The 23,425-nt window shown below is 73.2% G+C and carries 20 protein-coding genes; 13 read left to right on the top strand and 7 right to left on the bottom strand.

All coding sequences use genetic code 11. From position 1 onward, the window contains the following. The 3 genes from E1193_RS16930 to E1193_RS16920 all read left to right on the top strand — a co-directional run. A partial coding sequence (locus E1193_RS16930; protein ID WP_207922733.1) for a DUF6098 family protein occupies positions 1-562 on the top strand: 562 nt, incomplete at its 5' end. Between the two features lie 157 nt (positions 563-719). Then, positions 720-1,154: a hypothetical protein gene (locus tag E1193_RS16925; RefSeq protein ID WP_132184158.1), complete on the top strand. Its 435-nt coding sequence runs from the start codon at positions 720-722 to the stop codon at positions 1,152-1,154. A 31-nt stretch (positions 1,155-1,185) separates the two neighbouring features. After that, a complete protein-coding gene (locus E1193_RS16920) occupies positions 1,186-2,697 on the top strand; it encodes a serine/threonine-protein kinase (RefSeq protein ID WP_132184157.1) in 1,512 nt (503 codons plus the stop codon). On the opposite strand, the gene E1193_RS16915 is transcribed toward E1193_RS16920, so the two are convergent. Then, positions 2,684-2,998, bottom strand: a complete 315-nt coding sequence (locus E1193_RS16915; protein WP_132184156.1) for a hypothetical protein — start codon at positions 2,996-2,998, stop codon at positions 2,684-2,686. The two genes, E1193_RS16920 and E1193_RS16915, sit on opposite strands and share 14 nt — an antisense overlap. 339 nt (positions 2,999-3,337) lie before the next feature. Here E1193_RS16915 and E1193_RS16910 point away from each other — a divergent pair, with 339 nt between their 5' ends. The 3 genes from E1193_RS16910 (at position 3,338) to E1193_RS16900 (ending at position 7,411) form a co-directional block, all read left to right on the top strand. After that, on the top strand, positions 3,338-5,140 hold the full coding sequence (locus E1193_RS16910) for an alpha/beta hydrolase (protein WP_132184155.1): 1,803 nt from the start codon (positions 3,338-3,340) through the stop codon (positions 5,138-5,140). Positions 5,141-5,420: 280 nt separating this feature from the next. Then, positions 5,421-6,302: a transporter substrate-binding domain-containing protein gene (locus E1193_RS16905; RefSeq protein ID WP_243707734.1), complete on the top strand. Its 882-nt coding sequence runs from the start codon at positions 5,421-5,423 to the stop codon at positions 6,300-6,302. Further along, positions 6,299-7,411 (top strand): hypothetical protein, encoded by a 1,113-nt coding sequence (locus tag E1193_RS16900; RefSeq protein ID WP_132184153.1) that lies wholly within the window; start codon positions 6,299-6,301, stop codon positions 7,409-7,411. Before E1193_RS16905 ends, E1193_RS16900 begins: the two co-directional genes overlap by 4 nt. Positions 7,412-7,477: 66 nt before the next feature. Here the strand turns inward: E1193_RS16900 and E1193_RS16895 are convergent, their stop codons facing one another. Continuing rightward, positions 7,478-8,263, bottom strand: coding sequence for a metallophosphoesterase family protein (locus tag E1193_RS16895; RefSeq protein ID WP_243707733.1), 786 nt, complete (start codon positions 8,261-8,263; stop codon positions 7,478-7,480). 265 nt (positions 8,264-8,528) lie between these two features. After that, the gene (locus E1193_RS16890; protein WP_088976469.1) at positions 8,529-9,206 is read right to left on the bottom strand and encodes a Crp/Fnr family transcriptional regulator; all 678 of its coding nucleotides are present in this window, start codon (positions 9,204-9,206) and stop codon (positions 8,529-8,531) included. Positions 9,207-9,429: 223 nt separating this feature from the next. On the opposite strand from E1193_RS16890, the gene E1193_RS16885 reads away from it, so the two are divergent. The 6 genes from E1193_RS16885 to E1193_RS16860 all read left to right on the top strand — a co-directional run bounded on the left by E1193_RS16885 (position 9,430) and on the right by E1193_RS16860 (position 14,941). Next, positions 9,430-10,140, top strand: a complete 711-nt coding sequence (locus tag E1193_RS16885) for an adenosylcobinamide amidohydrolase (protein WP_132184152.1) — start codon at positions 9,430-9,432, stop codon at positions 10,138-10,140. 11 nt (positions 10,141-10,151) lie between these two features. Further along, positions 10,152-11,315 (top strand): CapA family protein, encoded by a 1,164-nt coding sequence (locus tag E1193_RS16880; protein ID WP_132184151.1) that lies wholly within the window; start codon positions 10,152-10,154, stop codon positions 11,313-11,315. Between the two features lie 175 nt (positions 11,316-11,490). Then, positions 11,491-12,288 carry an endonuclease III gene (nth, locus tag E1193_RS16875; protein ID WP_347877034.1) on the top strand — a complete coding sequence of 266 codons (798 nt, stop codon included), beginning with the start codon at positions 11,491-11,493 and terminating at the stop codon, positions 12,286-12,288. Then, positions 12,285-12,968 carry a TlpA disulfide reductase family protein gene (locus tag E1193_RS16870; protein WP_132184149.1) on the top strand — a complete coding sequence of 228 codons (684 nt, stop codon included), beginning with the start codon at positions 12,285-12,287 and terminating at the stop codon, positions 12,966-12,968. The genes nth and E1193_RS16870 overlap by 4 nt, the downstream gene beginning before the upstream one ends. A gap of 37 nt (positions 12,969-13,005) precedes the next feature. After that, positions 13,006-13,704, top strand: a complete 699-nt coding sequence (locus tag E1193_RS16865; RefSeq protein WP_132184148.1) for a CoA pyrophosphatase — start codon at positions 13,006-13,008, stop codon at positions 13,702-13,704. 58 nt (positions 13,705-13,762) lie between these two features. Continuing rightward, entirely contained in the window at positions 13,763-14,941 is a 1,179-nt protein-coding gene (locus tag E1193_RS16860; protein WP_132184147.1) for a MarP family serine protease, read from the top strand. Between the two features lie 80 nt (positions 14,942-15,021). Here E1193_RS16860 and E1193_RS16855 read toward each other — a convergent pair whose 3' ends face one another. From E1193_RS16855 to eccCa, 3 genes are all read right to left on the bottom strand, one after another. Next, entirely contained in the window at positions 15,022-15,783 is a 762-nt protein-coding gene (locus E1193_RS16855; RefSeq protein WP_132184146.1) for a phosphatase PAP2 family protein, read from the bottom strand. Between the two features lie 40 nt (positions 15,784-15,823). Further along, positions 15,824-17,179, bottom strand: coding sequence for a type VII secretion-associated serine protease mycosin (mycP, locus tag E1193_RS16850; protein WP_165945759.1), 1,356 nt, complete (start codon positions 17,177-17,179; stop codon positions 15,824-15,826). A gap of 75 nt (positions 17,180-17,254) precedes the next feature. Next, positions 17,255-21,214, bottom strand: coding sequence for a type VII secretion protein EccCa (eccCa, locus tag E1193_RS16845; protein ID WP_132184145.1), 3,960 nt, complete (start codon positions 21,212-21,214; stop codon positions 17,255-17,257). A 102-nt stretch (positions 21,215-21,316) separates the two neighbouring features. On the opposite strand from eccCa, the gene eccD reads away from it, so the two are divergent. After that, positions 21,317-22,717, top strand: a complete 1,401-nt coding sequence (gene eccD, locus E1193_RS16840; RefSeq protein WP_132184144.1) for a type VII secretion integral membrane protein EccD — start codon at positions 21,317-21,319, stop codon at positions 22,715-22,717. Between the two features lie 52 nt (positions 22,718-22,769). Here eccD and E1193_RS16835 read toward each other — a convergent pair whose 3' ends face one another. Further along, positions 22,770-23,276: an inorganic diphosphatase gene (locus tag E1193_RS16835; RefSeq protein WP_132184143.1), complete on the bottom strand. Its 507-nt coding sequence runs from the start codon at positions 23,274-23,276 to the stop codon at positions 22,770-22,772. Positions 23,277-23,425 lie beyond the last annotated feature (149 nt).

The raw sequence follows: 23,425 nt of genomic DNA, 5'->3' as shown, positions 1-23,425 counted from the left end.
GCCTCTGGGTGGGCACGATTACTTCCAATTCTGCGCGGCGGGTGGGATGAATGGGACGCGTACCGGTGGGCACAGAACCGTCATGAACAGCGCGCGGTACGGGGCGGTGATGCCGGTCCTCGGCGACCTGGCCCAGGTGGCCCAGGTCCTGCGCGCGAGCCCGCCGGAGGAGGAACTGTACGTCCGCTGGTCGCTGGGGCCCGACGTGGACCTGATTGCCGGTGGGCCCGGGCAGTCGAGCAAGGACGCGCTGACCGGCATCGACCTGCCCGGGCTCTCCGCCAACCCACTCACCGTTGAGGATTGGTGGGGGGAACGGCCGTTGCGGCTGTGGGTGGCCCGGCGGCTCTACGACTACCGCCACCTGCGGGAGCTGCGCGGCCCCGGGGTGCGGCCGTGGGTGCTGGTGGGCGAGCAGTGCGGGCGCGGGCCGGACAACGAGCCGCTGGTCCGCTGCGACCGTCCGGTTGCCTGGGTGTCGGATCGGGCGCTCCGCGAGGCGGACCGGGCGGTCGAGGAGCAGGCGTCAACCGAGTGGGGCCCGCTGCACCGGGCGGACTGAACCGTCGCACACTCCGCGGTAGGTCGGGCTTCGCCTCAGCCGCCTGTCCCGATTACCTGAGGTCTGGCGGTTCCGGGGATGTGCGCGTCGGGGATGGCGGTTAGCGTGTGGGGTTCAGGAGGCCGCCCGACGTGGCGGCCGTGGACGGGGAGAACGGATGAGACTGCCGCGTTCCGGCGCCGGCTGGACCATGGCGGTCTTCGGTGCGCTGGCGCTGCTGCTCGGCGCGCTCGGTCTCGTCTGGCCCGAGGCGCAGCTGCGGATGCTCGGTTTCGAGGTGCCGGCGCGGCGACAGCCCGGTGACCACACCGGCACGTTCCTCATCGCGGCTTCGATGGCCTCGTTCAACATGGGCGTCTACTACCTGCTGGCGGTGGCCACCGAGTGGCGGGCCTTCTACCGCTTCACGGTGGTTTTCCGGCTGGTCACCTTCGCCGTGTTCACCCTGACCGTGTTGGCCGGGGTGGCGCCGGCCCGGTTCTTCGGGGTGGCGCTCTGGGAGGGGCTCGGCGCGGTCGCCACCGCGATCGGCCTGCGGTGGGACGACCGCCGCGCCGCCGGCCCCGGGTCCACCGTCGGTACGGTCGGCTGAGCGGCCCGGTGGGACAGGTATTTTCGAACCCGTGACCGACACCCCGCCCGGCGCCCTCCGGTTGCCTATTGTGCCCGGTCTGACTGATTTGCAGGTGTTCGCCCGAGGTGGCTACGCCACCGTCTACAAAGCCACCCAGATCTCGGTGGGGCGAGAGGTCGCGGTCAAGGTGGAGAACCGGACGCTGGACAGCGAACGGGACCAGGCCCGGTTCCTCCGCGAAGCGCGCGCCGCCGGCCGGATGTCGTCCCACCCGCACGTGGTGGACCTCTTCGACGTCGGGGTCACCGTCGACCAGCACCCGTACCTGATCATGGAGCTCTGTGACGGCTCGTACGCCGAGCGGATGCGCACCTCGCCGCTCGGTGCCGCCGAGACCCGCGACCTCGGCGTCAAGATCGCCGACGCGCTCGCCCACTCGCACGCGGCGGGGGTGCTGCACCGTGACGTGAAGCCGGCGAACATCCTCTACTCGCACTTCAACCCCGCGGTCCTCGCCGACTTCGGGCTCGCCGTGTTGGCCGAGGTGCGCGACGCCTCGGTGACCCTGGAGGTGCTGACTCCGGCGTACGCGCCGCCGGAGATGTTCAGCCACAGTCCACCCTCGCCGGCCGTCGACGTGTACGCGCTCTGCGCCACCCTCTACGCGGTGATGAGCGGCCGTCCGCCGCGCTGGCAGTCCGAGCGGAACCCGAGCCTGGTCACCGTGCTGGAGATGTTCAACCAGCCGATCCCGGAGCTGCCCGGGGTGCCGACCGAGCTGGTCGACGTGCTCCGCGCCGGGATGTCCAACGATCCCGGCGCGCGTCCGTCCGCGATCGAGCTGCGCGACCTGCTCCGTGCCCTGCCGTTGGATTCGGCGTCGTCGCCGGTCAGCGGCGCGCCGGTCAGCGGCGCCCCCCACTCCGGCGGTGCCACCACCGGCGGAAGGTACCTGGTGGACCTGTCCGGGCCACCCCGGCCCCCCGTGGAGGGCCCCGCGGTGCCGCCGAGCAGGCGGCGACGCTGGTTCCTTGGCGGCGCCGGGGTGCTCGCCCTGGCCGCGTCGGCGAGTGCCGGGGCCTGGGTGGCCGGTGGCGCCCCCCTGGTGGTCGCGCCGACGCCGACGCCGGTGGCCAGTGCCTCCTCCGGCCCGGTCGCGAGCTGGGGCACTCTTCCCGGGTGCGCGGGGACGACCGTGGCGTCCCTGCCGCCGGGAGCCGGCTGCGCGGAGCACCTGGAGTGCTTCGGGCCGGTCCGGCTGCGTGGCGGACGTGCCGAGGCGATTGAGGTCTCCTGTGACGGTCGGCACACCTGGGAGACCTACGCCCAGGGCGAGCTGCCCGTCGCGCTGGTCGGCGCGGCGCACGCCGAGATCGTCGCCGATCCGGGCGTGCAGCAGGTCTGCAGTCTGCAGACTTTCCGGCTGACCAGTGGGATCGAGCATCCCCAGGGGTGGCGCCTGGAGGTTTTGCCGCCGAACACCGATGCCGACCGTACCTACCGCTGCCTCGCCGGCAGGGGCGTGGACGGCCTACTCGCCCCCACCCTCACCGGTCGCTGAGGCCCAGCTGGGCCCGCACCGCCGCGCTGTCCAACGCGTCCAGGGTGTCGGCGTCGAGATCGGCGGGCAGTGACTCAAGCTGACCCGGCGTGGCCTCGCCGGTCTCCGTTCGCCCGCCCTGCTCGCGGGCCGCGGCCACCGCCGTGCCGGTGATCGCGGCGAGCACGACGCACAGCAGCGCCAGCCCCACCATGAGAATGGTGGCGGGGCGCCAGACCAGCAGCACCGCCAGCGCCGCGACAGCCGCGAGCGCCGCGAGCGCCGCCACGGTGCGCGCGTCCGGCCGGAGGATTCGCCTCACCCGACAAGCATCGCCGCGCCGCGCCGGCTGTCAAGCTGGGTGCCGGAATGACCTGTGCCCGTGGGCGGACGCACAGACCGTGCCGATGTGTCGGCCGCGGCGGCGTCCACCCGCGTGGGTGTTCACCCGTGGCAGCACGCTGATCGTGACGGCGTGGTGACGCTTGGAAACGAAGTGAAGCGCCGCAGCGGCGATCATGGAGAATTCGTTACACCGGTCGGAAGAAAGAGCCGTTAGGCGGTGTTTTGTCGGGCCACTTTTGTTGTCGTTCGTTCCTAGAGTGACGGAGGTCGAGATCACCTTCTCGGCAGTCCCCATCCTTTACCGGAAGGCATCCACATGCCACGTACGTCCCGGTCCCTGGCCGCGGCGGGAGTCGCCGGCCTGTTCCTCGCCGGATCGGTGGTCGCGCCCGCGACCGCGTCCCCGCTCAGCACCGGCTGGGGTCGTCCGACCACACCGGACCGCACCAGCCCAACCGAGGCCAAGCGGGTCGACCGCGTGCCGACGCCCAAGCTCGACTGGTACGCCTGCTACGGCTACGCCGAGTGCGCCACGGTCGACCTGCCGCTCGACTACGACCAGCCCAAGGGCGCCACCACCGAGGTCGCCCTGCTGCGGGTCAAGGCACGCGACCAGCAGGCCCGGATCGGCAGCCTCTTCCTCAACCCGGGCGGCCCGGGCGGCTCCGGCACCGACATCGCGCTCGCCGCGCCGTACTTCCTCTCCGACGAGCTGCTGGACCGTTTCGACGTGGTCGGGATCGACCCGCGCGGCGTCGCCGCCAGCCAGAACGTCAAGTGCTTCCCCTCGGTGAAGGACCAGACCCGGGCGTACGCCGGGCTGAACGTCGCCTTCCCGTGGACCAAGGCCGAGGAGAACGCGTACATCGCCTCGTCGCAGGCGGTCGGCAAGGCCTGCTCCACCACGGGGAAGCCGCTCACCGGCGCCATGTCGACCGCCGAGGTGGCCCGCGACATGGACGTGCTGCGGCGGGCCGTGGGCGACAAGAAGCTCAGCTACCTCGGCTTCAGCTACGGCAGCGCGCTCGGCCAGTACTACGCCAACATGTTCCCGGACCGGGTCCGCGCGGTCGTCGTCGACGGCGTGCTCGACCCGAACGCCTGGGTCGGCCAGGGCAAGGCCCGCGACCAGCTCCAGGAGACCCGGCTGCGCAGCGCCGACGGGGCGTACAAGGCGCTGCGGGAGATCCTCGACCGGTGCGAGAAGGCCGGGGCGGAGAAGTGCTCCATCGCCGCCGGCGACCCGCACGTGGCGTACGAGAAGGTCGCGAACCGGCTGCGACAGGGCCCGGTGGTGATCGAGGTCCCGGACCTCGGCAGCTTCCCCGTCAGTTACGCCGACTTCGTCGGTGCCACCCTCGGCGCGCTCTACAGCCCGCTCGGCTACGCCGACATCGACGCCATCACCGCCGAGCTGCTGGCCGTCATCGAACCGGCGTCGGTCAGCTCCGCCCGGCTGGCGAAGGCGCACAAGAGTCTCGCCGCGCGGGCCGAGAAGGCGCGGCAGCAGCGCCGGTTCGACTTCCCGTACGACAACGGGCTGGAGACCGTCCTCGCGGTGGACTGCACCGACGGGTACCACCCGAAGAAGGTGGGCGACTGGCCGGCGCTGAGCGCTGCGGAGGACAAGCGCGCACCGTACTTCGGCCGCGCCTGGGCCTGGTTCACCGCGGCCTGTGGCCGGGACGCCTGGACCGTTCGGGACGAGGATGCCTACACCGGCCCGTTCGACCGGAAGACCGCCGCCCCGGTGCTCGTGGTGGGCAACTACTGGGACCCGGCGACCAACTACGACGCGGCGGTCAGCTCGGCCAAGCTGCTGCCGAACAGCCGGCTGCTCAGCAGCGACAACTGGGGCCACACCGCGTACGGCACGTCGGAGTGCGCCACCGGGGCCATCGACGCGTACCTGCTCAGGGGCACGCTGCCGAAGACGGGCACCGTCTGCACCGGTGACGTGCAGCCCTTCGAGGACCTGCCGACCGAGTCCGAGGTGACCCGGGCCGCCGCGCCGAAGAGCACGCTGGCCCGCGAGGGCCGGCCGGCCCGGGGCGAGCCGAAGCGGCTCCCGCCGGTCGTCGCGCCGCTGCCCGCGGTGGGGACGCTCACGCTCCGCTGACAGCGGCCGGGGTACGACGGGTGATCGATTCACCCGTCGTACCCCGGTCCCTCTGGTCATCTCGGTGGGTGAGGTCAGGGCGGCCGTCTCCTGCCCGAACCCGCTATGTGACGGGTCACCGCCATTCGGGGGAGGCGCCGCAGCTTCGCCTTCGGTGACCACTCGACAGCGTTGGCTACGATACGTGGCACCCAGGCTCCTCTGCGTAGCGAGGTTGCTCATGCGTGTTCACACCTCCGGATCCCGGTTACGCTCCGTCGCGACGACCGTGGCCGTGGCGATGACGTTGCTACTCGCCGCCGCCGCGGGCTGTGACAGTCAGCAGGAACCGGAGCTTCCCTCGGTACAGGAAAAGCTCCGCGAATCCCACATCTGGGGTCAGCCCACCCTGCGGATCGGGGTGGCGACCAACGAGCCGTTGTTGGGCGAGGTGCGCAACGGGGTCCGCGTCGGTTTCGACGTCGAGATCGCGCGCTACATCGCCGCTTCCCTCGGCTACGAGGGGGACCAGCGGATCGAGTTCGTGTCGGTGTCCACCGAGGACCGGATCCCCGCGCTGCAGGGCGGGCTGGTCGACTTCCTGGTCTCCAGCTTCTCCATCACCGAGGAGCGGAAGAAGCTGGTCAGCTTCGCCGGGCCGTACTTCGTCACCACGCAGGAGGTGATGGTGCCGACCCGGCACAAGAATGCCATCCGCACCATAGAGGACCTTCGCGACCCGAATTACAAGATCTGCACCAGCGGCGGCTCCACCACCGAGGCGGAGTTGGAGAAGCACCAGATCCGCACACAGGTGGTCAAGAACGTCGGTAACTGCGTCGCCGGCATCCGGGCGGGCCGGTACGACGCGGTCAGCTCCGACGAGACCATCCTCGCCGGCTTCCTGGCCCGGTACCCGACGGAGTTCGAGATCGTCGACATGCCGTTCGGCACCAGCGAACTGCTCGGCGTCGGCGTTCCGATCGGCGACCCCGCGCTACGGGACCTGGTGGCGTACTTTCTCGACAAGAGCTACCAGCAGGGGCGCAACGGGCAGGCAAGTCCCTGGCAGACCGCCTACAACCGGACATTGGGGCCGTGGCTGCACGCGGAGAAGCGGCAGCCACAGCCGCTGGACGTGCCGAAGCTGGTGGACTTCGACGACAAAGCGCCCCGGCGATGAGCAGGGCGGCGGACGCCACCACCGGCGACCCGGAGCCCGCCGGTCCGACGCCTCCCGCGCCACGGGCGCCCGCGCCGGCCCCGCCGCTGCCTACGCCGAGCGGTGAGTCCTCCGCCATCGAGTCGAGCCGGACGGCCGCCGACAGCGGATGGGATCAGGTCGAGCGTCGGGCGCGGGCCAGCCAGTCGTTCTGGACGGCCGTGGTCGGCGTACCGGCGATCTTCTCGGTGCTCCGGCTCGGGGTGGAGGCCGGCGGCGAGTTGCAGACCACCCTGCTGCTGGTGGCGAACGTGGGGCCGATCAATCTGCTGGCCGGCTTCCTCACCACGGCGGCCCGGCTGCTCTCCACCGCGCTGGTCGCGGTCTTCGCGCTCGGCGCGGTGCTGGCCGCCAGTGTGCGCGGTCCGCGGCGCCGGCCCCTCTTCGCCCGGTGGGTCGAGGCCACGCCGGCCTGGTTCGTGGCGGCCAGCTTCCTGACGGCGTTGGTCACCTGGCCGCTGCTGTACCTGCCGCTGCTGGTGCCGGCCATTGTCGCGGCGTTTCAACTGCGGCCCGGGCGGCTGCACGAACTCCTGGTGGTGCGGGCCCTGCTCATCGGGGCGGTGCTCGCCGGCTACCTGTGGCTGCTCGTGCCGGCGCTGCGCGACGCCTGGCACCAGAATGAGTATCTGGGGATCGTGCTGCTCGTCGTACCGCCGCTGCTGGGCCTCTTCGTCGCCGGGCCGCTGCCCGGGGTGGTGGTCCGGCCGCTCGCCTCGCTCACCCAGGTCGCCGTGCTGGGGGTGTTGGTCTGGGCGGCGCTGCCGGTGATCAGCACGCCGGTGCTGCCGCTGACCGTCACCACCGTGGGCGACGACTCGGGGGTCACGGAGGAGGTCCGTGGGCACGTGGTGACCACCGACGACGTCAACATGGTGATCCTCCAGGAGCGCGGCGGGGTGCGCTACGTGCCGGTGGAGCAGGTACGCGCGCAGGTGCTCTGCCCCAGCGAGGAGGAACTGCCCCGGTACCAGCTACGGGTGCGCGACTTCCACGTCGAGGACTCCCTGCTGGAGGGGCTGGGACGGCGGGTACGCCCGGTGCACCGGATCGACGCCGCCTGCCGGTGAACCGGGGCGCACGAAGCCCGACCCGCTGCACGTCTGTCGTCCGCCGGGCGTGGTTGAGCCTGTTGTCTATGAGACGGCGTGGCGGCCGTCGCGTGGGGCGAACACCGTCAGCGCGTCGGTGTCGCTGTGCCGGGAGCGCACGTACTCGTCAGCCCAGGCGGCGGCGTCGGGGTAGGTCGACTCGGCGGCGACCCGAGCGCAGGCGGCGTCCACGCCGAAGAGGGTGCGCCGGAGTTGCAACCCCGGGCCGAGCAGGGCCCAGCAGGCGCCTGGACCGCCGTACGGCATACCGACGCTGCCCGGATTGGCGACGAGCCGGCGGTCGACCAGCCGGGTGAACGGCATGTGAGTGTGCCCGCAGACCACCGCGCGGACCTCGGTCGGCACTCCGGCGAGCACCTCCACCCAGCGCTCCAGCCGCGAGTCGACCAGGACGACCTCCTCGTCGTCCCGTGGTGTGGCGTGGCAGAAGAGCACCGGACCGAGGCCGTCGACCTCCAGGGTGACGGTCAGTGGCAGCGCTGCCAGCCGGGCGATCTGATCATCGCGGAGCTGCGTGGCCGCCCAGTTCGAGATGTCGATCGGGCTGGGACGCCCGGCCCGGACCTCGACCAGCTCCCGGTCGGCGTTGCCGCGTACCCAGCACACCCGGTCGCCGAGCCCGGCGAGCCGGTCCAGCACCTCCACCGGCTGCGGGCCTGCCGCGATGTCGCCGGTGACCACGATCAGGTCGGCGCCTGCCACGTCCGGCTCGGCCAGCACGGCCTCCAGTGCCGGCAGCACACCATGAATGTCGGACAGGACAGCGACCCGGTCGAGCATGGCTCCACCGTCACCATCCTGAGCTGGCATGTCCAGGGATTCTGCGCCGGGCAGAAGCGATTCGCCCGCCCAATCGGCACACCCGGCGGCTGGCTACCCGTGCTCGGACGGCTTGATCGACTCGACTTTCCGCAAGATGGGCTGGCACTGACACTGCGACATCCGGACTTGCGGCGAATGGAGCCGATCTTGCGGGAGTTCGAGCGGATCAGGCGGGAAACGGAGTCGATCGAGCCCGGTGGGTGAACCGGCACGGCCCGGGCACCAGGCCCGGGCCGTTCGTGGCCGATCCAGGTCAGACGCGGGCGCGGCGGGCCAGGCGCTCCGGGTCGAGGATGATGATGCTCTTGCCGTCCAGCCGCAGCCAGCCCCGGGAGGCGAAGTCGGCCAGGGCCTTGTTGACCGTCTCCCGGGAGGCGCCGACGAGCTGGGCGATCTCCTCCTGGGTCAGGTCGTGGGTCACCCGCAGGACGCCGCCGTCGCGGGTGCCGAACCGGCCGGCCATCTGGAGCAGGTTCTTGGCGACCCGGCCCGGCACGTCCGTGAAGATCAGGTCGGCCAGCGAGTCGTTGGTCCGGCGGAGCCGGCGGGCCAGCACCCGCAGTAGCTGCTCGGCGATCTCGGGCCGGTTGTTGAGCCACGGCCGCAGCGCCTGCTTGCGCAGGCGTACCAGCCGGGTGTCAGTCACCGCGGTGGCCGTCGCCGTACGCGGGCCGGGGTCGAAGAGCGACAGCTCGCCGACCATGTCCGACGGCCCCATCACCGCGATGAGGTTCTGCCGGCCGTCGGCCGCCCGACGCCCAACCTTGATCTTGCCCGACAGGAGGATGTAGAGACTGTCGCCGGGCTCGCCCTCGTTGAAAACGACCTCGCCCTTGCGGACGTCGATCGTCTCCATCTCTTTGGCGAGTGCCTCGGCAGCCTCCGGGTCCACACCCTGGAAGATCCCGCTGCGGGCCAGTACCTCGTCCATCGCGCACCTCCGGTTGCGCGTCGCCGTCCGTCGGCCGGGTCCGCCGTCCGCTTATCCCTCGCGCGCCGCCAAGTCTAAGTGCATGTGAGCACGAATCAGAGCTGCACCCCTCGAAACTTGATCGTTGGGCGTAACCTTCCCGACCTGATCAGGGGCTGATACCGGCCTCCGCGCGCCGACCCGTCACCCCAGGTCGCCGCGGCGGGACCGTAGGGTGATCGGCGTGCTGACCGAGCCCTTCCTTGCTACCCGCCCCGAGGACGGATGGGACGTCCCGTTGCTGGTGTGGCGCTCCGGAGCGCCGCTGCGGGCGGTCAGCTCGGGTCCACTCGGCGGCGGGATCGGGGTACGGCACTGGGTTGTGAACGCGACCGTGCCGATGTCGTACCACCGGGACGACCCGGCGGATCACCTGGCCGCGCTCGCCGACCGACTCGGCCTGGACGGGCCCGGGGTCGGCCTGCTCACCGGCGTGGACGTCGCCGAGGTGGTGCACCGGGTCGACACCGGCGTCCGGGCCTGGGCGACGGTCGGGCTGGGCAACCCCGTGCTGGCCGCCGCGCCGGCCCCGGCCGCGCCGGCCCAGCGGGTGGGCACGGTCAACATCGTGGTGTACGTCCCGGCGGCGCTCGGCGACGCCGCTCTGGTCAACACCGTCGCCACCGCGACCGAGGCGAAGACGCAGGCGATCCGGGAGCTGAGCCTGACCGGCACCGGTACGCCCACCGACGCGGTCACCGTCCTCTGCCCCGCCGACGGGCCGGTCGAGCCGTACGGCGGCCCCCGCTCCACCTGGGGCGCGCCACTGGCCCGGGCGGTGCGCGCCGCCGTCCGCGACGGCGGCTCCGTGCCCTGCGTACCGTGGTCCGACCGGCGGGTGGCCGGGCGACTTCCAGCCGATCGGCCGGCGTCGGAGCGCCACCGGCCCGGGTAGGGTCGCCGGCGATGCAGTCTTCCGTACCCACCGCGAACCGTTCCGCCCGCCGGGCCCTGCTCGCCGCCGGCGCGGCCCTCGGCGTGCTGCTGGCCGCCGGTTGCGGCGGTACAAAGGAGCCCGGGGCAGTCTGGCAGCCCGGCGGTGGCACAGACGCCTCCGGTTCCCCGCTGCCCGGTGCGAGCGCGGACCAGCCGGCCGCGCGCGAGCCGATCTCGCTCTCCGCGACCGGCGACATCATCATGGGCAACGCCCCGTCCCGGCTGCCCGCCAACGGCGGCAAGGGCTTCTTCGACGAGGTCGCCGACGCGCTCTCCGCCGACCTCGTGATGGGCAACCTGGAGGAGCCGCTCACCGAGGACACCGGCGCCGGCAAGTGCGGGCCGAACTCCACCGCCTGCTACCAGTTCCGGGCCCCGCCCGGCTACGCGGCACACCTCAGGGACGCCGGTTTCCACCTGCTCAACCAGGCCAACAACCACGGCCACGACTACGGGCCGCAGGGCTACGCGAACACCCAGAAGGCGCTGGATGAGCACGGCCTCAAGCACACCGGCGCGCCGGACCAGATCACCGTGGTCGACGTCAAGGGCGTGAAGGTGGCGGTGGCCGGCTTCTCGTCGTACGCCTGGTCGAACAGCCTGACCGACATCGACGCCGCCACGGCGGTCGTGAAGCGGGCCGCCACCATGGCCGACATCGTGGTGGTGCAGGTGCACATGGGCGCCGAGGGCGCCGACAAGACCCGGGTGAGGCCCGGCACCGAGATCTTCTACGGCGAGAACCGGGGCGATCCGGTGAAGTTCTCGCACGCCGTCATCGAGGCCGGCGCCGACCTCGTCGTCGGGCACGGCCCGCACGTGCTGCGCGGCATGGAGTTCCACCAGGGGCGGCTGATCGCGTACAGCCTCGGCAACTTCGCCGGAGGCGGCCGGTCGCTGAACCCCAGCGGTCGGCTGGGCTGGGGCGGAGTACTGAAGGTGTCGCTCCGCCCGGACGGCAGCTTCGCCGACGGCTCGTTCACCTCCACCCGGATGAACTCGGTCGGCAAGCCGACCATGGATACCGGCCGCCAGGGCCTCGGCCTGGTCCGGCAGCTCAGCCGCAGCGACTTCCCGAGCACGGGGGCCGGGTTCGACCCCGACGGGACGATCAGCGCACCGGAGGCCGGCTGAGTCGGCGGGCGGACGGCGTCGCCGTAGCGCTGGGCCGTGCCCGCGGCGGTGCTGGCCGACAGACCGTGACCCGCCGAGCTCGGCCGTCGCCTGCGGTGCTGCTGCTGGCGTCGGGGGTCCGACGGCGGGCCGGCGCCGAAACCGGCCCGGCAGGTGGTCGTAGGGGCGACGTAGGCTGGCCGGCGTGACTGTCAGCTCTCCCGGCCGGGCCGAGACGGACCTCGGTCGTACCCGGCGTGCCCGGCGGATCGGTCGGGCCCTGACCGAGGCGCACCCCGACGCGCACTGTGAACTCGACCATTCCGGTCCGCTGGAGCTGGCCGTGGCGACCATTCTCTCGGCGCAGTGCACCGACAAGAAGGTCAACGAGGTCACGCCGAAGCTCTTCGCCCGTTACCGCGACGCCGCCGACTACGCCGGGGCGGACCGGGCCGAGCTGGAGGAGCTGATCCGCCCGACCGGCTTCTACCGCAACAAGACCGACTCGCTGATCCGGCTCGGCCAGGCCCTGGTGGAGCGGTACGACGGCCAGGTTCCGGGCAGGCTGGCCGACCTGGTGACCCTGCCCGGCATCGGCCGTAAGACCGCCAACGTGATCCTCGGCAACGCCTTCGACGTACCGGGGATCACCGTCGACACCCACTTCCAGCGGCTGGTGCGGCGGTGGCGGCTGACCAGCCAGACCGATCCGGTGAAGATCGAGCACGAAATCGGGGCGCTCTTCCCGAAGCGGGAGTGGACCATGCTCTCGCACCGGATCATCTTCCACGGCCGGCGGGTCTGCCACGCCCGCAAGCCCGCCTGCGGGGCCTGCACGCTGGCAAAGCTCTGCCCGTCGTACGGGACCGGGCCGACCGAGCCGGCCGCCGCAGTGAAGCTGCTCAAGGGCCCCCGCGCCCGGGACCTGGCGCTCGCCGCCAGGATCGACCCGGAGCTGGTGCCGGCGCAGGCCGTCGCCGCGGAGGCGCCGTGAACCGGCGACTCGCCGCCCTGCTCGTCCCCGCGCTGCTCGCCGTCCCCGGCTGTACCGCCACCGCACCGGAGCGGCCCGCCACCTCCGCCGGCCGGGCCGAGCGGCCGTCACCGTTCGCCGACTGCGCCGCGCTGACCCGCCCGCCGGGCCCGTCGCCGTCCGGCTCCGCTGCCCCGTCCGGCTCCGCCGCTCCCGCCGGGTCCGCCCCGGGTGCGTCCACCGGTGCTGCCGCCGAGCCGACCCCGGCCGCTGGCGCGGCGCTCCTGCCCGCGCTGACCCTCACCTGCTTCACCGGCGGTGCACCGGTGGCGCTGCGGGACGTCCGGGGCCCCGCCGTGATCAACCTCTGGGCCTCCTGGTGCCCGCCCTGCCGCAAGGAACTCCCCGCCTTCCAGCGGCTCAGCGAACGCACCACCGGCCGGCTCCAGGTGCTAGGCGTCAACAGCCGGGACACCCGCACCGCCGCCCAGGCGATCGGCGAGGACTTCGGAATCCGGTTCCCCGTCCTGTTCGACCAGGGTGAGGCACTGCAACGGGAGCTGAGGCGCAACGGCATTCCGCTCACCCTGCTGGTCGACGCGCAGGGGCGGGTGCGCCACGTCGACGCCAGCGGCGCCCTCGACGACGCCCGCCTCGCCGCGCTGGTGCGGCGGCACCTGGGCATGGAGGTGCCGGCATGAGCGCCCGGCCCGGGCCTCCGGAAGCCGGGGTGCGGCGGTGACCGGTCGCCCGCCCGACTGGATGGACCCGCTGCTGGCCCGGCTCGGCACCGCTCGGGCCGAGGACTTCACCCGGCTCACCACCCCCGAGGAAGGCGGCCGGGAGAGCGCCGTGTTGGTGCTGCTGGGCGAGGAACCGGCCGGCGGGCCGGACGTGCTGGTCCTGCAACGCGCCGCGACGCTGCGTAACCACGCCGGGCAGCCGGCATTTCCGGGCGGCGCGGCCGACCCGGAGGACGCCGACGCGCCGGCGACCGCGTTGCGCGAGGCGAACGAGGAGGTCGGGCTCGACCCGTCCAGCGTCACCGTGCTGGCCGAGCTGCCGAGGCTCTGGATCCCGGTCAGTGACTTCGTGGTGACCCCGGTGCTGGCCTGGTGGCACACGCCACATCCGGTGCATCCGCGTGAGCCGGCCGAGGTCGCGCACGTGGCCCGGCTGCCCGTCACCGAACTGGTCGACCCGGGAAACCGGATGCAGGTACGCCACCCGAGCGGCTGGATCGGTCCGGCCTTCTCCGTCCGGGGCATGCTCGTCTGGGGGTTCACCGCCGGGGTGCTCGCCACACTGCTGGAGATGGGCGGCTGGGCCCGCCCCTGGCCGCACGACCGGGTCGTCGACCTGCCGCCCGCCGGGGCCGCGCCGGCGCCGTCGGCGGGCACCGACGAGGCGGACGAGTCGGCCGGTTCGCTGACCTGACCGTCACGTTCCGCATGCGCAACGCCTCGGCCGGGCGTGCTGCCCGTACCCTTGACCCGTGTCCGTCGTGGATCTCCTTTTGCTCCTGCTCATGCTCGTGTTCGCGATCAGCGGATACCGCCAGGGCTTCGCCATCGGGGCGCTGTCGCTCTCCGGCTTCTTCCTGGGCGCGCTGCTCGGGCTCCAGGTGGGCCCGCTGTTCGCCCGGCAGTTCGTCGACAGCGGCACCCGGGTGCTCGTCTCCCTGGTCGCGGTCTTCGGGCTGGCGGTGCTCGGGCAGGCGTTGGCCGGGTGGCTCGGTTCGCACCTGCGCAGGACGATCACCAACGACGTGGCGAAGCGGGCGGACGACATCGGCGGCGCCTTCGTGTCACTCTTCGCGGTGATGCTGGTGGCCTGGCTCGTCGCCGTCCCGCTCGGCTCCTCCTCGCTGCCCTGGCTGGCCGCCTCGGTCAAGAACAGCGCCCTGCTCAACGTGGTGGACCAGATCCTGCCGGACCAGGCCCAGGAGCTCTCCACCGCGCTACGGGACACCGTCGACACCAACGGCTTCCCGGAGGTCTTCAACGGCCTGGGCCGTACCCAGGCGCGGCAGGTCTCCCCGCCCGACCCCACGCTCGCCGGCTCCCAGGTGGTGGCGAACAGCCAGCGCTCGGTGGTCAAGGTGCTCGGATCCGCGCCGAGTTGTTCCCGTCGCATCGAGGGCTCCGGATTCGTGTACGCCGACGACCGGGTGATGACCAACGCGCACGTCGTCGCCGGCACCCGCTCCGTCGCGGTCGAGTTGCGCGGCGAGCGGTACGACGGTGAGGTGGTCGTCTACGACCCGGAGCGTGACCTCGCGGTGCTGCACGTGCCGGGGCTGCCCGGCCCGTCGCTGCGGTTCGCCGCCGGCCCGGCCGGCACCGGCGCCGACGCGATCGTGCTGGGCTTCCCGCTCGACGGCCCGTACGACGCGCGCCCGGCCCGGATCCGCGACATCGACCGGATCACCGGGCCGGACATCTACTCCTCCGGCGACGTCACCCGGGAGATCTACACGATCCGGGCGCTGGTCCGCAGCGGCAACTCCGGCGGCCCACTGCTCTCCTCGAACGGACTGGTGCTCGGCGTGATCTTCGCTGCCGCCGCGGACGACCCGAACACCGGTTTCGCGGTGACCGCCGCCGAAGCCCGACCGGTGGCGCTCGCCGGCGCGGAGCGTACCCGTGGGGTGGGCACCGGCGACTGCACCTGACGCCCTGCCACGGATGCCGGGCCGACCGGGGCCGGGGGGCGGTCCGGCCGCGTCAACGCCCACCATCCGACGGCGGCCGGTCAGCCCTCCACCGCGCCTATCGGCGCGGAGCGGGCCGTCGGGTGGTCGGGCCGGTCCCGCCAGACGGCGAAGGCGGCGGAGGTGGCCGCCACCACCGCCGCCCCGAGCAGCCACCCGGCCAGGACGTCGCTGGTCCAGTGCACACCCAGCGCGACCCGGCTCAGCCCGGTCACCCCGGCGATCGCGAGCGCCGCCGACCAGAGCACAACCCGGATCCCCGCCCGGTCCCGGTGCATCGGCAGGAAGACCACCAGCAGCACGCCGGCCGCCAGGGTGGCGTTCAGCGCGTGCCCGGAGGGGAACGCGTACCCCACCGCGCCGGACACCGGATCGAGCAGGTCCGGACGGTGGCGTCCGACGAACAACTTGAGCAGCGCGTTCAGCAGCCCGCCGAAGGCCATCGTGGTGATCACCCAGCCCGCCAGCCGCCGGGCGTCCCGGCGCCACAACCAGAACACGAGGGGCAGGGCCGCGATCCGCAGCGGTCCGGGCCCGAACACGTCGGTCCAGACGTTCATCGTCCAGGCCCAGCGCGGGTTGTCGACCGCGAGCCGATGCATCGCCTCGGTGACCCCGACGTCCAGGGCGTGCAGTGGCGGCCAGCCCTCCACCACCAGCGCGGCGATCAGGGCGAACGGCACCAGCACCAGGAACGCCGCCGCGGCGGCCAGGGTCAGTCGCAGGCCCAGCGAATCATCGCGGTCGAGACGGCGGTCCAGCCAGGACCGGACCGGGAAGCGTACGGTGGCGCGGGTCTCCATGGGCGGGTGTTACCCGGTGCGGGACCGGATCAGCCCTGACTCATCGGTCCCACTGCCGGAACCGGCGGATCGTCAGCGCGGCGCCGGTGACCAGGGCGACGAGGATGGCGACCCCGGTCCAGAGCCGGCGGGGCGCCTCGTCGTCCGTGGTGCCGGCAGGCCGGGCCTCCCACCGGGTCTGCTGCCGGGGCGCGGTGAAGCCGAGCGGTTCGCTGCCGGTGCCGCCGGCCCGCGTGTCGTCCGCCGAGCCGGGCGCCGGACCGAAGCCGACCACCCCGGGGGAGTTGTTGTCGTCGAGCGGGTTGTGGTGCACCAGCGGCACGTCCGTGGTCAGTGCCGCGACCGGGTCGACCCGGCCGTACCCGAAGCGGTCGTCGCGGCCGACGGGACCGATGTCCTTCGCGGTGGCCAGCAGCCGGTTCACCACGTCTCCGGCGGACATCTCCGGGTACCTTGCCCGGACCAGGGCGGCGGTGGCCGCGACCAGCGGCGCGGCGAAACTGGTGCCCTGCACCCCCCAGTAGCCGCCGGGCCGGGCCCCGATCAGCCGAGTGGCGGGGGCGGCGAGGATGGTGGCGTGCCCGGTGATCGAACCGGACCAGAGGTTCTCGCTGGCTCCCTCCAGCCCGGCCACGGCGATCACGCCGGGCTCGCGGGCCGGGTACCAGACCTTGGGACTGGTCGAGGTGGCGACGTTGCCGGTGCAGGCGACCACGACGACGTCCCGGGCGAAGGCGTAGTCCAACGCGGCGGCCAGGGCGGGGCTGTCCCCGCTGCCGCCCAGAGAAAGATTGATCACCCGGGCGCCGTGGTCGACCGCCCAGCGCACCCCCTTGGCGACGATCATCGCGTCGTCGTAGCGGTTCTCGTCGTCGAGCACCCGGACCGGCAGGATGCGCGCGTCCGGCGCGAGCCCCGCCACGCCCCGCTTGTCGTCGTTGCGCCCGGCGATCAGGCTGGCCACCGTGGTGCCGTGACCCACCGGGTCGGGTTCGGCGGACCCACCGGGGGAGACCAGGTCGATACCGGGCAGCACCTGGCCGGCGAGATCCGGGTGGGAGCCGTCCACGCCGGAATCGATCACGGCGACGACGACCCCGCGCCCGGTGGAGGTCCGCCAGGCGGTGGCGGCTCGCAGCTCTTCGAGCTGCCACTGGTCATCGCGGATCCGGTCGGCGCGCCTGGTGGTCTCCACCGGGGCGAAATCCGGTTCGGCCAGCGGTGTGACGGCCGCCGGCACGGTGGCGGCGAGCGGACGGTACCCGGCCGACGCCGGGGGCGGAGCCACACCGACGACCATCACCGCGGTCGCCGCCGTGCCGAGCAGCGCCCGCCCGGCGAACCGGTGGAGCCGACTCGGGGAGCCGTGCCGAACCCTGGTCACATCCTCAGCCATTCGTCGCGACGGACACATGCTGCTGGGAGATTACCGGTTTTCCCGCGCGTCACGGGACGATCCGCGCCGAGCCGGTCACGGTGCCGGAAGGTGGGCCAGCTGGACCAGCCGTACGCCCTCCCGCCGGGTGACCAGCCGGGCCCGCCCCGGGGGCAGCGGGCCGGGACGGACCCCGCCCACGAGCTGCCCCTCCTCCGGACTGCCACTCATCACCAGGCCAGCCGTGGCGAGTTCGCGCAACCGCTGGACGATCGGCTCGTACTGGGCCCGGCCGGCTCCGCCGCACCGGCGTGTCAGCACCAGGTGCAGCCCGATGTCGCGGGCCTGCGGCAGGTGCTCCGTCAGCCCGTGCAGCGGGTTCGTCGGGCTGCTGGACACCAGGTCGTAGTCGTCCGCCAACACGAACAGCTCCGGCCCGGCCCACCAGGACCGCTCCCGCAGCTGCGCCGGGGTGACCTCCGGCCCCGGCATCCGGGCCTCCATGTAACCGGACACCGACTCGATCAGCTCGGCGGTGTACGGCGCCGCACTGCCGTACCCGATGCAGTGCGGCAACTCCTTGAGGCTGTACAGGCTGCGCCGGTAGTCGACCACGATGATCCGGGCCTGCTCGGGGGTGAACCGGGTGGCGATCGACGTGGCCAGGGCACGAAGAAAGGAAGACTTGCCGCACTCGGCGTCGCCGAAGACCATGAAGTGCGGTTCGGCGACGAAATCCAGCAGCACCGGGCGCAGATCCGCCTCGGCCACCCCGACCGGGAAGGCCAACCCGGTGCTCGCGGTGACGTCCAGTTCGGCGTACGACAGCACCGGCGGCAGCAGGCGGACCGGGGGCGCGGGCGGGCCGGGCCACGCCGCGGCGATCGCCTTGACCAGCTCGCCCGGCTTTGCGCCGGTCAGCTGCGGCAGGGCGGTGAGGAAGTGCAGTCCCTGCACGGTCACGCCCCGCCCGGGCGTCTTCTCGGGCACGGTCGCCGCCGCCGGCCGCTTGGCCACGGAGTCGGACGGGTCGCCGAGTCGCAGCTCGACGCGGGAGCCGAACAGGTCCCGGATTCCCGGCCGGAAGTCCATCCAGCGCACCGCGCTCGCCACCACGTGCACCCCGTACGACAGGCCCCGGGTGGCCAGGTCGGTGATCAGCGGCTCCAGGTCGTCGTACTCGCTGCGCAGGGTGGCCCAGCCGTCCACGACCAGGAAGACGTCGCCGTACGCGTCGACGGTCGGCTGCGCGGCTGCGGCCAGCGCGCAGCGGCGCTGCCGCCAGGCCGCCATCGACTCCACGCCCAGCTCGGCGAAGCGGCGTTCCCGGTCGGCCAGCAGGGTGGCGACCTCGCCGACCGTCCGCCGGACCGTCGTCGGGTCGGCCCGCCCGGCCACCCCGCCCACGTGCGGCAGGTCGCGCAGTGCGGCCAGCCCGCCGCCGCCGAAGTCGAGGCAGTAGACCTGCGCCTCGGCCGGGGTGTGGGTGAGCGCCAGCGCGCCGATCAGCGTCCGCAGGGCGTGCGACTTGCCGCTCTGCGGCATGCCCACCACGGCGACATGCCCGGCCGCCCCGTCCAGCGCCAGCCAGAGCAGGTCGCGGCGCTGCTCGAACGGCTTGTCGACCAGCGCGACGGGCACCTGGAGGGCGCCGTGCAGCTCCGGGTTGGCGACGGTGAGGCCGCGCTGCGGATCGACGCCCGCCGGGCCGAGCAGTTCGTCCAGCGTCGGCGAGAGCCCCAGCGGCGGCAGCCAGACCTGGTGCGCGGGCGGGCCCTGCCCGGCCAGCCTTGCGACCAGCGCGTCGAGCAGGCTCTCGGTCTCCTCCTCGACGGCGGGCGGCGCGGCAGGGGCGGCCGGCTCGGGCACCGGCACCAGATGGGTGGAGAAGGTGAGCAGCCGGGGCGTGCCGCACGCGCCGACGCCGGCCGCGCCGCCCCGGCGGCGAACCGGTCCGGAGACGTACGCGGCCCGGAACCGGACGAGCGGATCGGTGCCGGCGCGCAGGTACCCGTGCCCGGGGGAGCGGGGCAGTTCGTGCGCGTCCGGAACCCCGAGCACCGTCCGGGACTCCAGCGCCGAGAAGGTCCGCAACCCGATCCGGTACGACAGGTGGGTGTCGAGTCCCCGTAGTCGGCCCTCCTCCAGGCGTTGACTGGCGAGCAGCAGGTGCACGCCGAGCGACCGGCCCAGCCGTCCGATCTGGACGAACAGGTCGATGAAGTCCGGCTTGGCCGACAGCAGCTCGGAGAACTCGTCGCAGACGAGCAGCAGCGACGGCAGCGGGGCGAGCGGGGTGCCGGCGGCGCGGGCCCGTTCGTAGTCCCGCAGGCTGGCGAAGTTGCCGGCCCGGCGCAGCAGCTCCTGCCGGCGCATCAGTTCCCCGTTGATGGCGTCCACCATCCGGTCGACCAGCGGCAGCGCGTCGGCCAGGTTGGTGATCACCGCGGCGGTGTGCGGCAGCCGGTCGAAGGAGGCGAAGGTCGCCCCGCCCTTGAAGTCGACCAGCACGAAGTTGAGCTGTTCGGAGCTGTGCGTGGCGGCGAGCCCCAGCACCAGCGTACGCAGCAGCTCCGACTTGCCCGATCCGGTCGCTCCGATGAGCAACCCGTGCGGACCCATGCCGTCCTGCGCCGACTCCTTCAGGTCCAGATCGATCGCGCCGCCGTCGACGCCCACCCCGATCGGCACCCGCAGCCGGTCCCGCGGCGCGCGGGGCGTCCAGCCCTGCTCGGCGGTGAACCTCTCCGGGTCGCCGATGCCGAGCAACTCGGGCAAACCCAGTTCCGCCCCGGGCGCGGCCTCGCCGGCGCGGACGGTGCTGGCCAGCCGGAGCGGGGCGAGCCGCCGGGCCACCGCCTCGGCGTCCGCCGGCTCCAGCCGGTCGGCGGTGCCCACCTCGGCATGTCCCTCGGCCGACCACGAGTGCAGTCGCCCGCCGCGCAGCTCCAGCAGCAGGGCGTACCGGTCGAGCAGGCGCGGCGGCGGGGTGTCCAGGTCGATCACGGTGACCGCGTCGATGCCCCCGTCGCCGGTCAGGTCGGTGGCGCCGGTCGGGTCGCCACCGTCGAGGAGCACCACCACGTGCGGCCCGTCGGTGGCCGGCCCGGCCGGGTTGAACCGGGACCGGTTGGCCAGCACCTCGTCGAGGAGCCCTTCCAGCTCGGCGGCGGAGCTGGAGACCAGGCGCACCGGGCCGAGGGCGTCGGTGCGGCCCGGGTGGTGGGCGTGTGGCAGCCACTTCACCCACTCCCAGAGCGCCCGCCGCTCCGGGCCGGCGCAGACGGCGATCAGCAGCTCGTCCGGGGCGTGGAAGACCGCGAGATGGGTGAGCACGGCCCGCGCCAGCGCCTGCGCGGCCGGGGAGCCGGTGTGCGGCCCGCTGCCGGGCGCCGGCTCGCCCCTGACGTACACCCGGGCGAAACTGCGCAGCGACAGCGCCACCGGCAGGTCCGGCACCACCGCGTACGCGTCGAGGAAGCGCCGCAGCGCCCCGGCGGTCATCGGTTCCAGCTCCTCCAACGCCCGGGTGACCGGGGGCACCAGTGGGGTGGCCAGGGTCTGCGGCCCGACGGCGACCCGCACCACCGCGAAGTCGGGGTCGGCGGGCCGGCGCTCCCAGACCCGGTGGCTGTCCACGGTCGACCAGAGCCGGCCCGGGTCGGGATGCCGGTAGTAGAGACCGGTCCGCTGCTGCCCGGCGGCCTGCCGGACCCGGCGGCGCAGGGCGGTGAGGTGACGCAGGTACTCCCGGCGGGCCGCCATCATCTCCGACTTCTTGGGAGTGCCCGAGGCGCTGCCCCAGGAGGTCACCAGCATCGCCAGCGAGGAGAGCCCGAACAGCCCACCAACCAGGTACGAGTAGGGGCCGCCGCCACGGCCGAACATCATCGCCATCGCCACGGTGCCGCCCAACATCGGCAGCACCATCAGCGCCTGCTGCCAGCGGCCACCCGTCACGGGCGGGATCTCGGGGGGTGCCTCGACGGGCAGCTCGCCGACCGGGATCTCCGGCGCCGGCCGGCGCGGCGGCCGTTTGATGACAACAGTGGACACTCCGGCCTCCCCTGTGGCGCTCGGTAACCCGAGCCTGGCTCATGGTAGGTAAAGTCCCCCTCGTCCGTCAGCCGTCGCACCCGATCGATATGGAGACCGTCGATGACCACCGGGCTGGCAAGGGTCACCATCAGCGCCCCCGGGCGACGCGTCGACGTGGCCCTGCCGGAGCAGGTTCCCCTGGCCGAACTGCTGCCCGAGGTGCTGCGGCACGCCGGCGAAGGGCTGGCCGACGACGGCGAGCGGCACGGCGGCTGGGTGCTCCGGCGTCCCGACGGCGCGATCCTGGCGACCGCGCAGGCGCTGCTGCCGCAGGGCGTCCGCGACGGCGAGGTGCTGCATCTGGTGCCGGCCCACGACCAGTGGCCGGAACTGGAGTACGACGACGTGGTCGAGGCGATCGCCGACGGTGCCCGCCGGCGGGGCAGCGCCTGGTCACCGACGGCCACCCGGGCCGCCGCGCTGGCCGGCGCGGCGGTGCCGCTCGCTGTCGGGCTGGTCGCCGTCCTGGCCGGCGGGCCGCAGCACCGCGCCGGCTGGCCCGTGGCGGTCACCGTGGCGCTGGTGCTCGCCGTCGCCGGCACGGTCGCCTCCCGCGCGTACGGGGACGGCCCGACCGGCGCCACCCTCGGCGGATACGCCCTGCCGTACGCCTTCGCGGCCGGCGCCCTCGCGGTCTCCTCCGGCGACCCGGTCGGGGTGTTCGGGCCGCTGCCCTGGCTGGGCACCGCCGAACTGCTGGCCGGTTCGCTGGTGCTGTTGTTGGTCGCGGTGCTCGGCCTGCTCGGCGCCGCCACCCGGCTGCGGGTCTTCGTGGCCGGCGCGACCGTCGGCGCGGTCGGCGCACCCGCCGCCCTCGGCGGGCTGCTGCTCGACCCGGCCGGCACGGCGGCGGTGCTGTCCTGCGTGCTGGTCTTCGCCCTGGGCGTGCTGCCGTTGCTGGCCATCCGGCTGGGCAAGATGCCGCTGCCGCCGATCAACCTGCCGGCCGGGCCGACCGGTGGCCCCGACGGCGTGCGGGACCTGCCGGACCGGGTCCGGGTGCACGCGGCGGTGGCCCGGACCGAGGAGATGCTCACCGGGATGCTGATCGGGCATGCCGTGCTCGCGGTCGCCGCCGGGTTCGTGCTCGGGGTCGCCGGGGGCGTGGCGGGGCGCCTGCTGATGGCGGTCACCTCGGCGGTGCTGCTGCTCCGCTCCCGGCTCTTCGTGGCGGTCCGCCACCGGGTGCCGCCGGTGCTGGCCGGGCTCGCCGGGGCCGCGGTGCTCGGCGTGCTTCTCGCCGCCCGGTCCGGTGACGCGGTCCTGCTCGCGCTGGCCGTGGGCGGGCTGCTGGTGGCGCTGACCGCCGTCGCGGCCGGTACGACGTATGCCCGGCGGCCCGTCTCGCCGTACGTCGGCCGGGTGGCCGACCTGACGGACACGGCGCTGGTGGTGGCGGTGGTGCCGGTGGCCTGCGCGGTGCTGGGCCTCTACGACGCCGCGCGCGGCCTGCTGGGTTGACCGTACGAGGAGGGCCCGGGCGACCTCGCCCGGGCCCTCCTCGACGTGGTCGTCAGTGCGCGGACTCGCCCCGCTCCTCGGCCTCCCTGGCCCGGCGGTACGACGCGGCGATCTCGGCCTCGGCCTCGACCCGGCCGACCCAGGTGGCGCCCTCGACCGACTTGCCCGGCTCCAGGTCCTTGTAGACCTCGAAGAAGTGCTGGATCTCCAGCCGGTCGAACTCGCCCAGGTGGTGGATGTCGCGCAGGTGCTCCTGGCGGGGGTCCTCGTAGGGGACGCAGAGGACCTTGTCGTCGCCACCCTTCTCGTCGGTCATCCGGAACATGCCGATGGTGCGGCAGCGGATCAGGCAGCCGGGGAATGTGGGCTCAGGGACGAGCACCAGGGCGTCCAGCGGGTCTCCGTCCTCGCCCAGGGTGCCCTCGATGAAACCGTAGTCGGCCGGGTACTGGGTCGACGTGAACAGGGTGCGGTCCAGCCGGATCCGGCCGGTCACGTGGTCCACCTCGTACTTGTTGCGGTGACCCTTCGGGATCTCAACCGTGACGTCGAAATCCATCTCCCACGCTCCCTCGTCTGCCCACGCTGGCTGAACGGAACCACTGACGCCCCCGGCACGGTGATTGCCACCCACCGACTCCGGACGCCGCATAGTCTTCGGACCGAAGTAGTGTCGCCCAAGGCTGTTCCGGAGCTGTCTCTTATACA

The sequence above is a fragment of the Micromonospora sp. KC606 genome, from assembly GCF_004348675.1.
Taxonomy (GTDB): domain Bacteria; phylum Actinomycetota; class Actinomycetes; order Mycobacteriales; family Micromonosporaceae; genus Micromonospora.
Note: the sequence above shows the minus strand (reverse complement) of the source record. Positions and strands in the feature narration are given on the sequence as shown.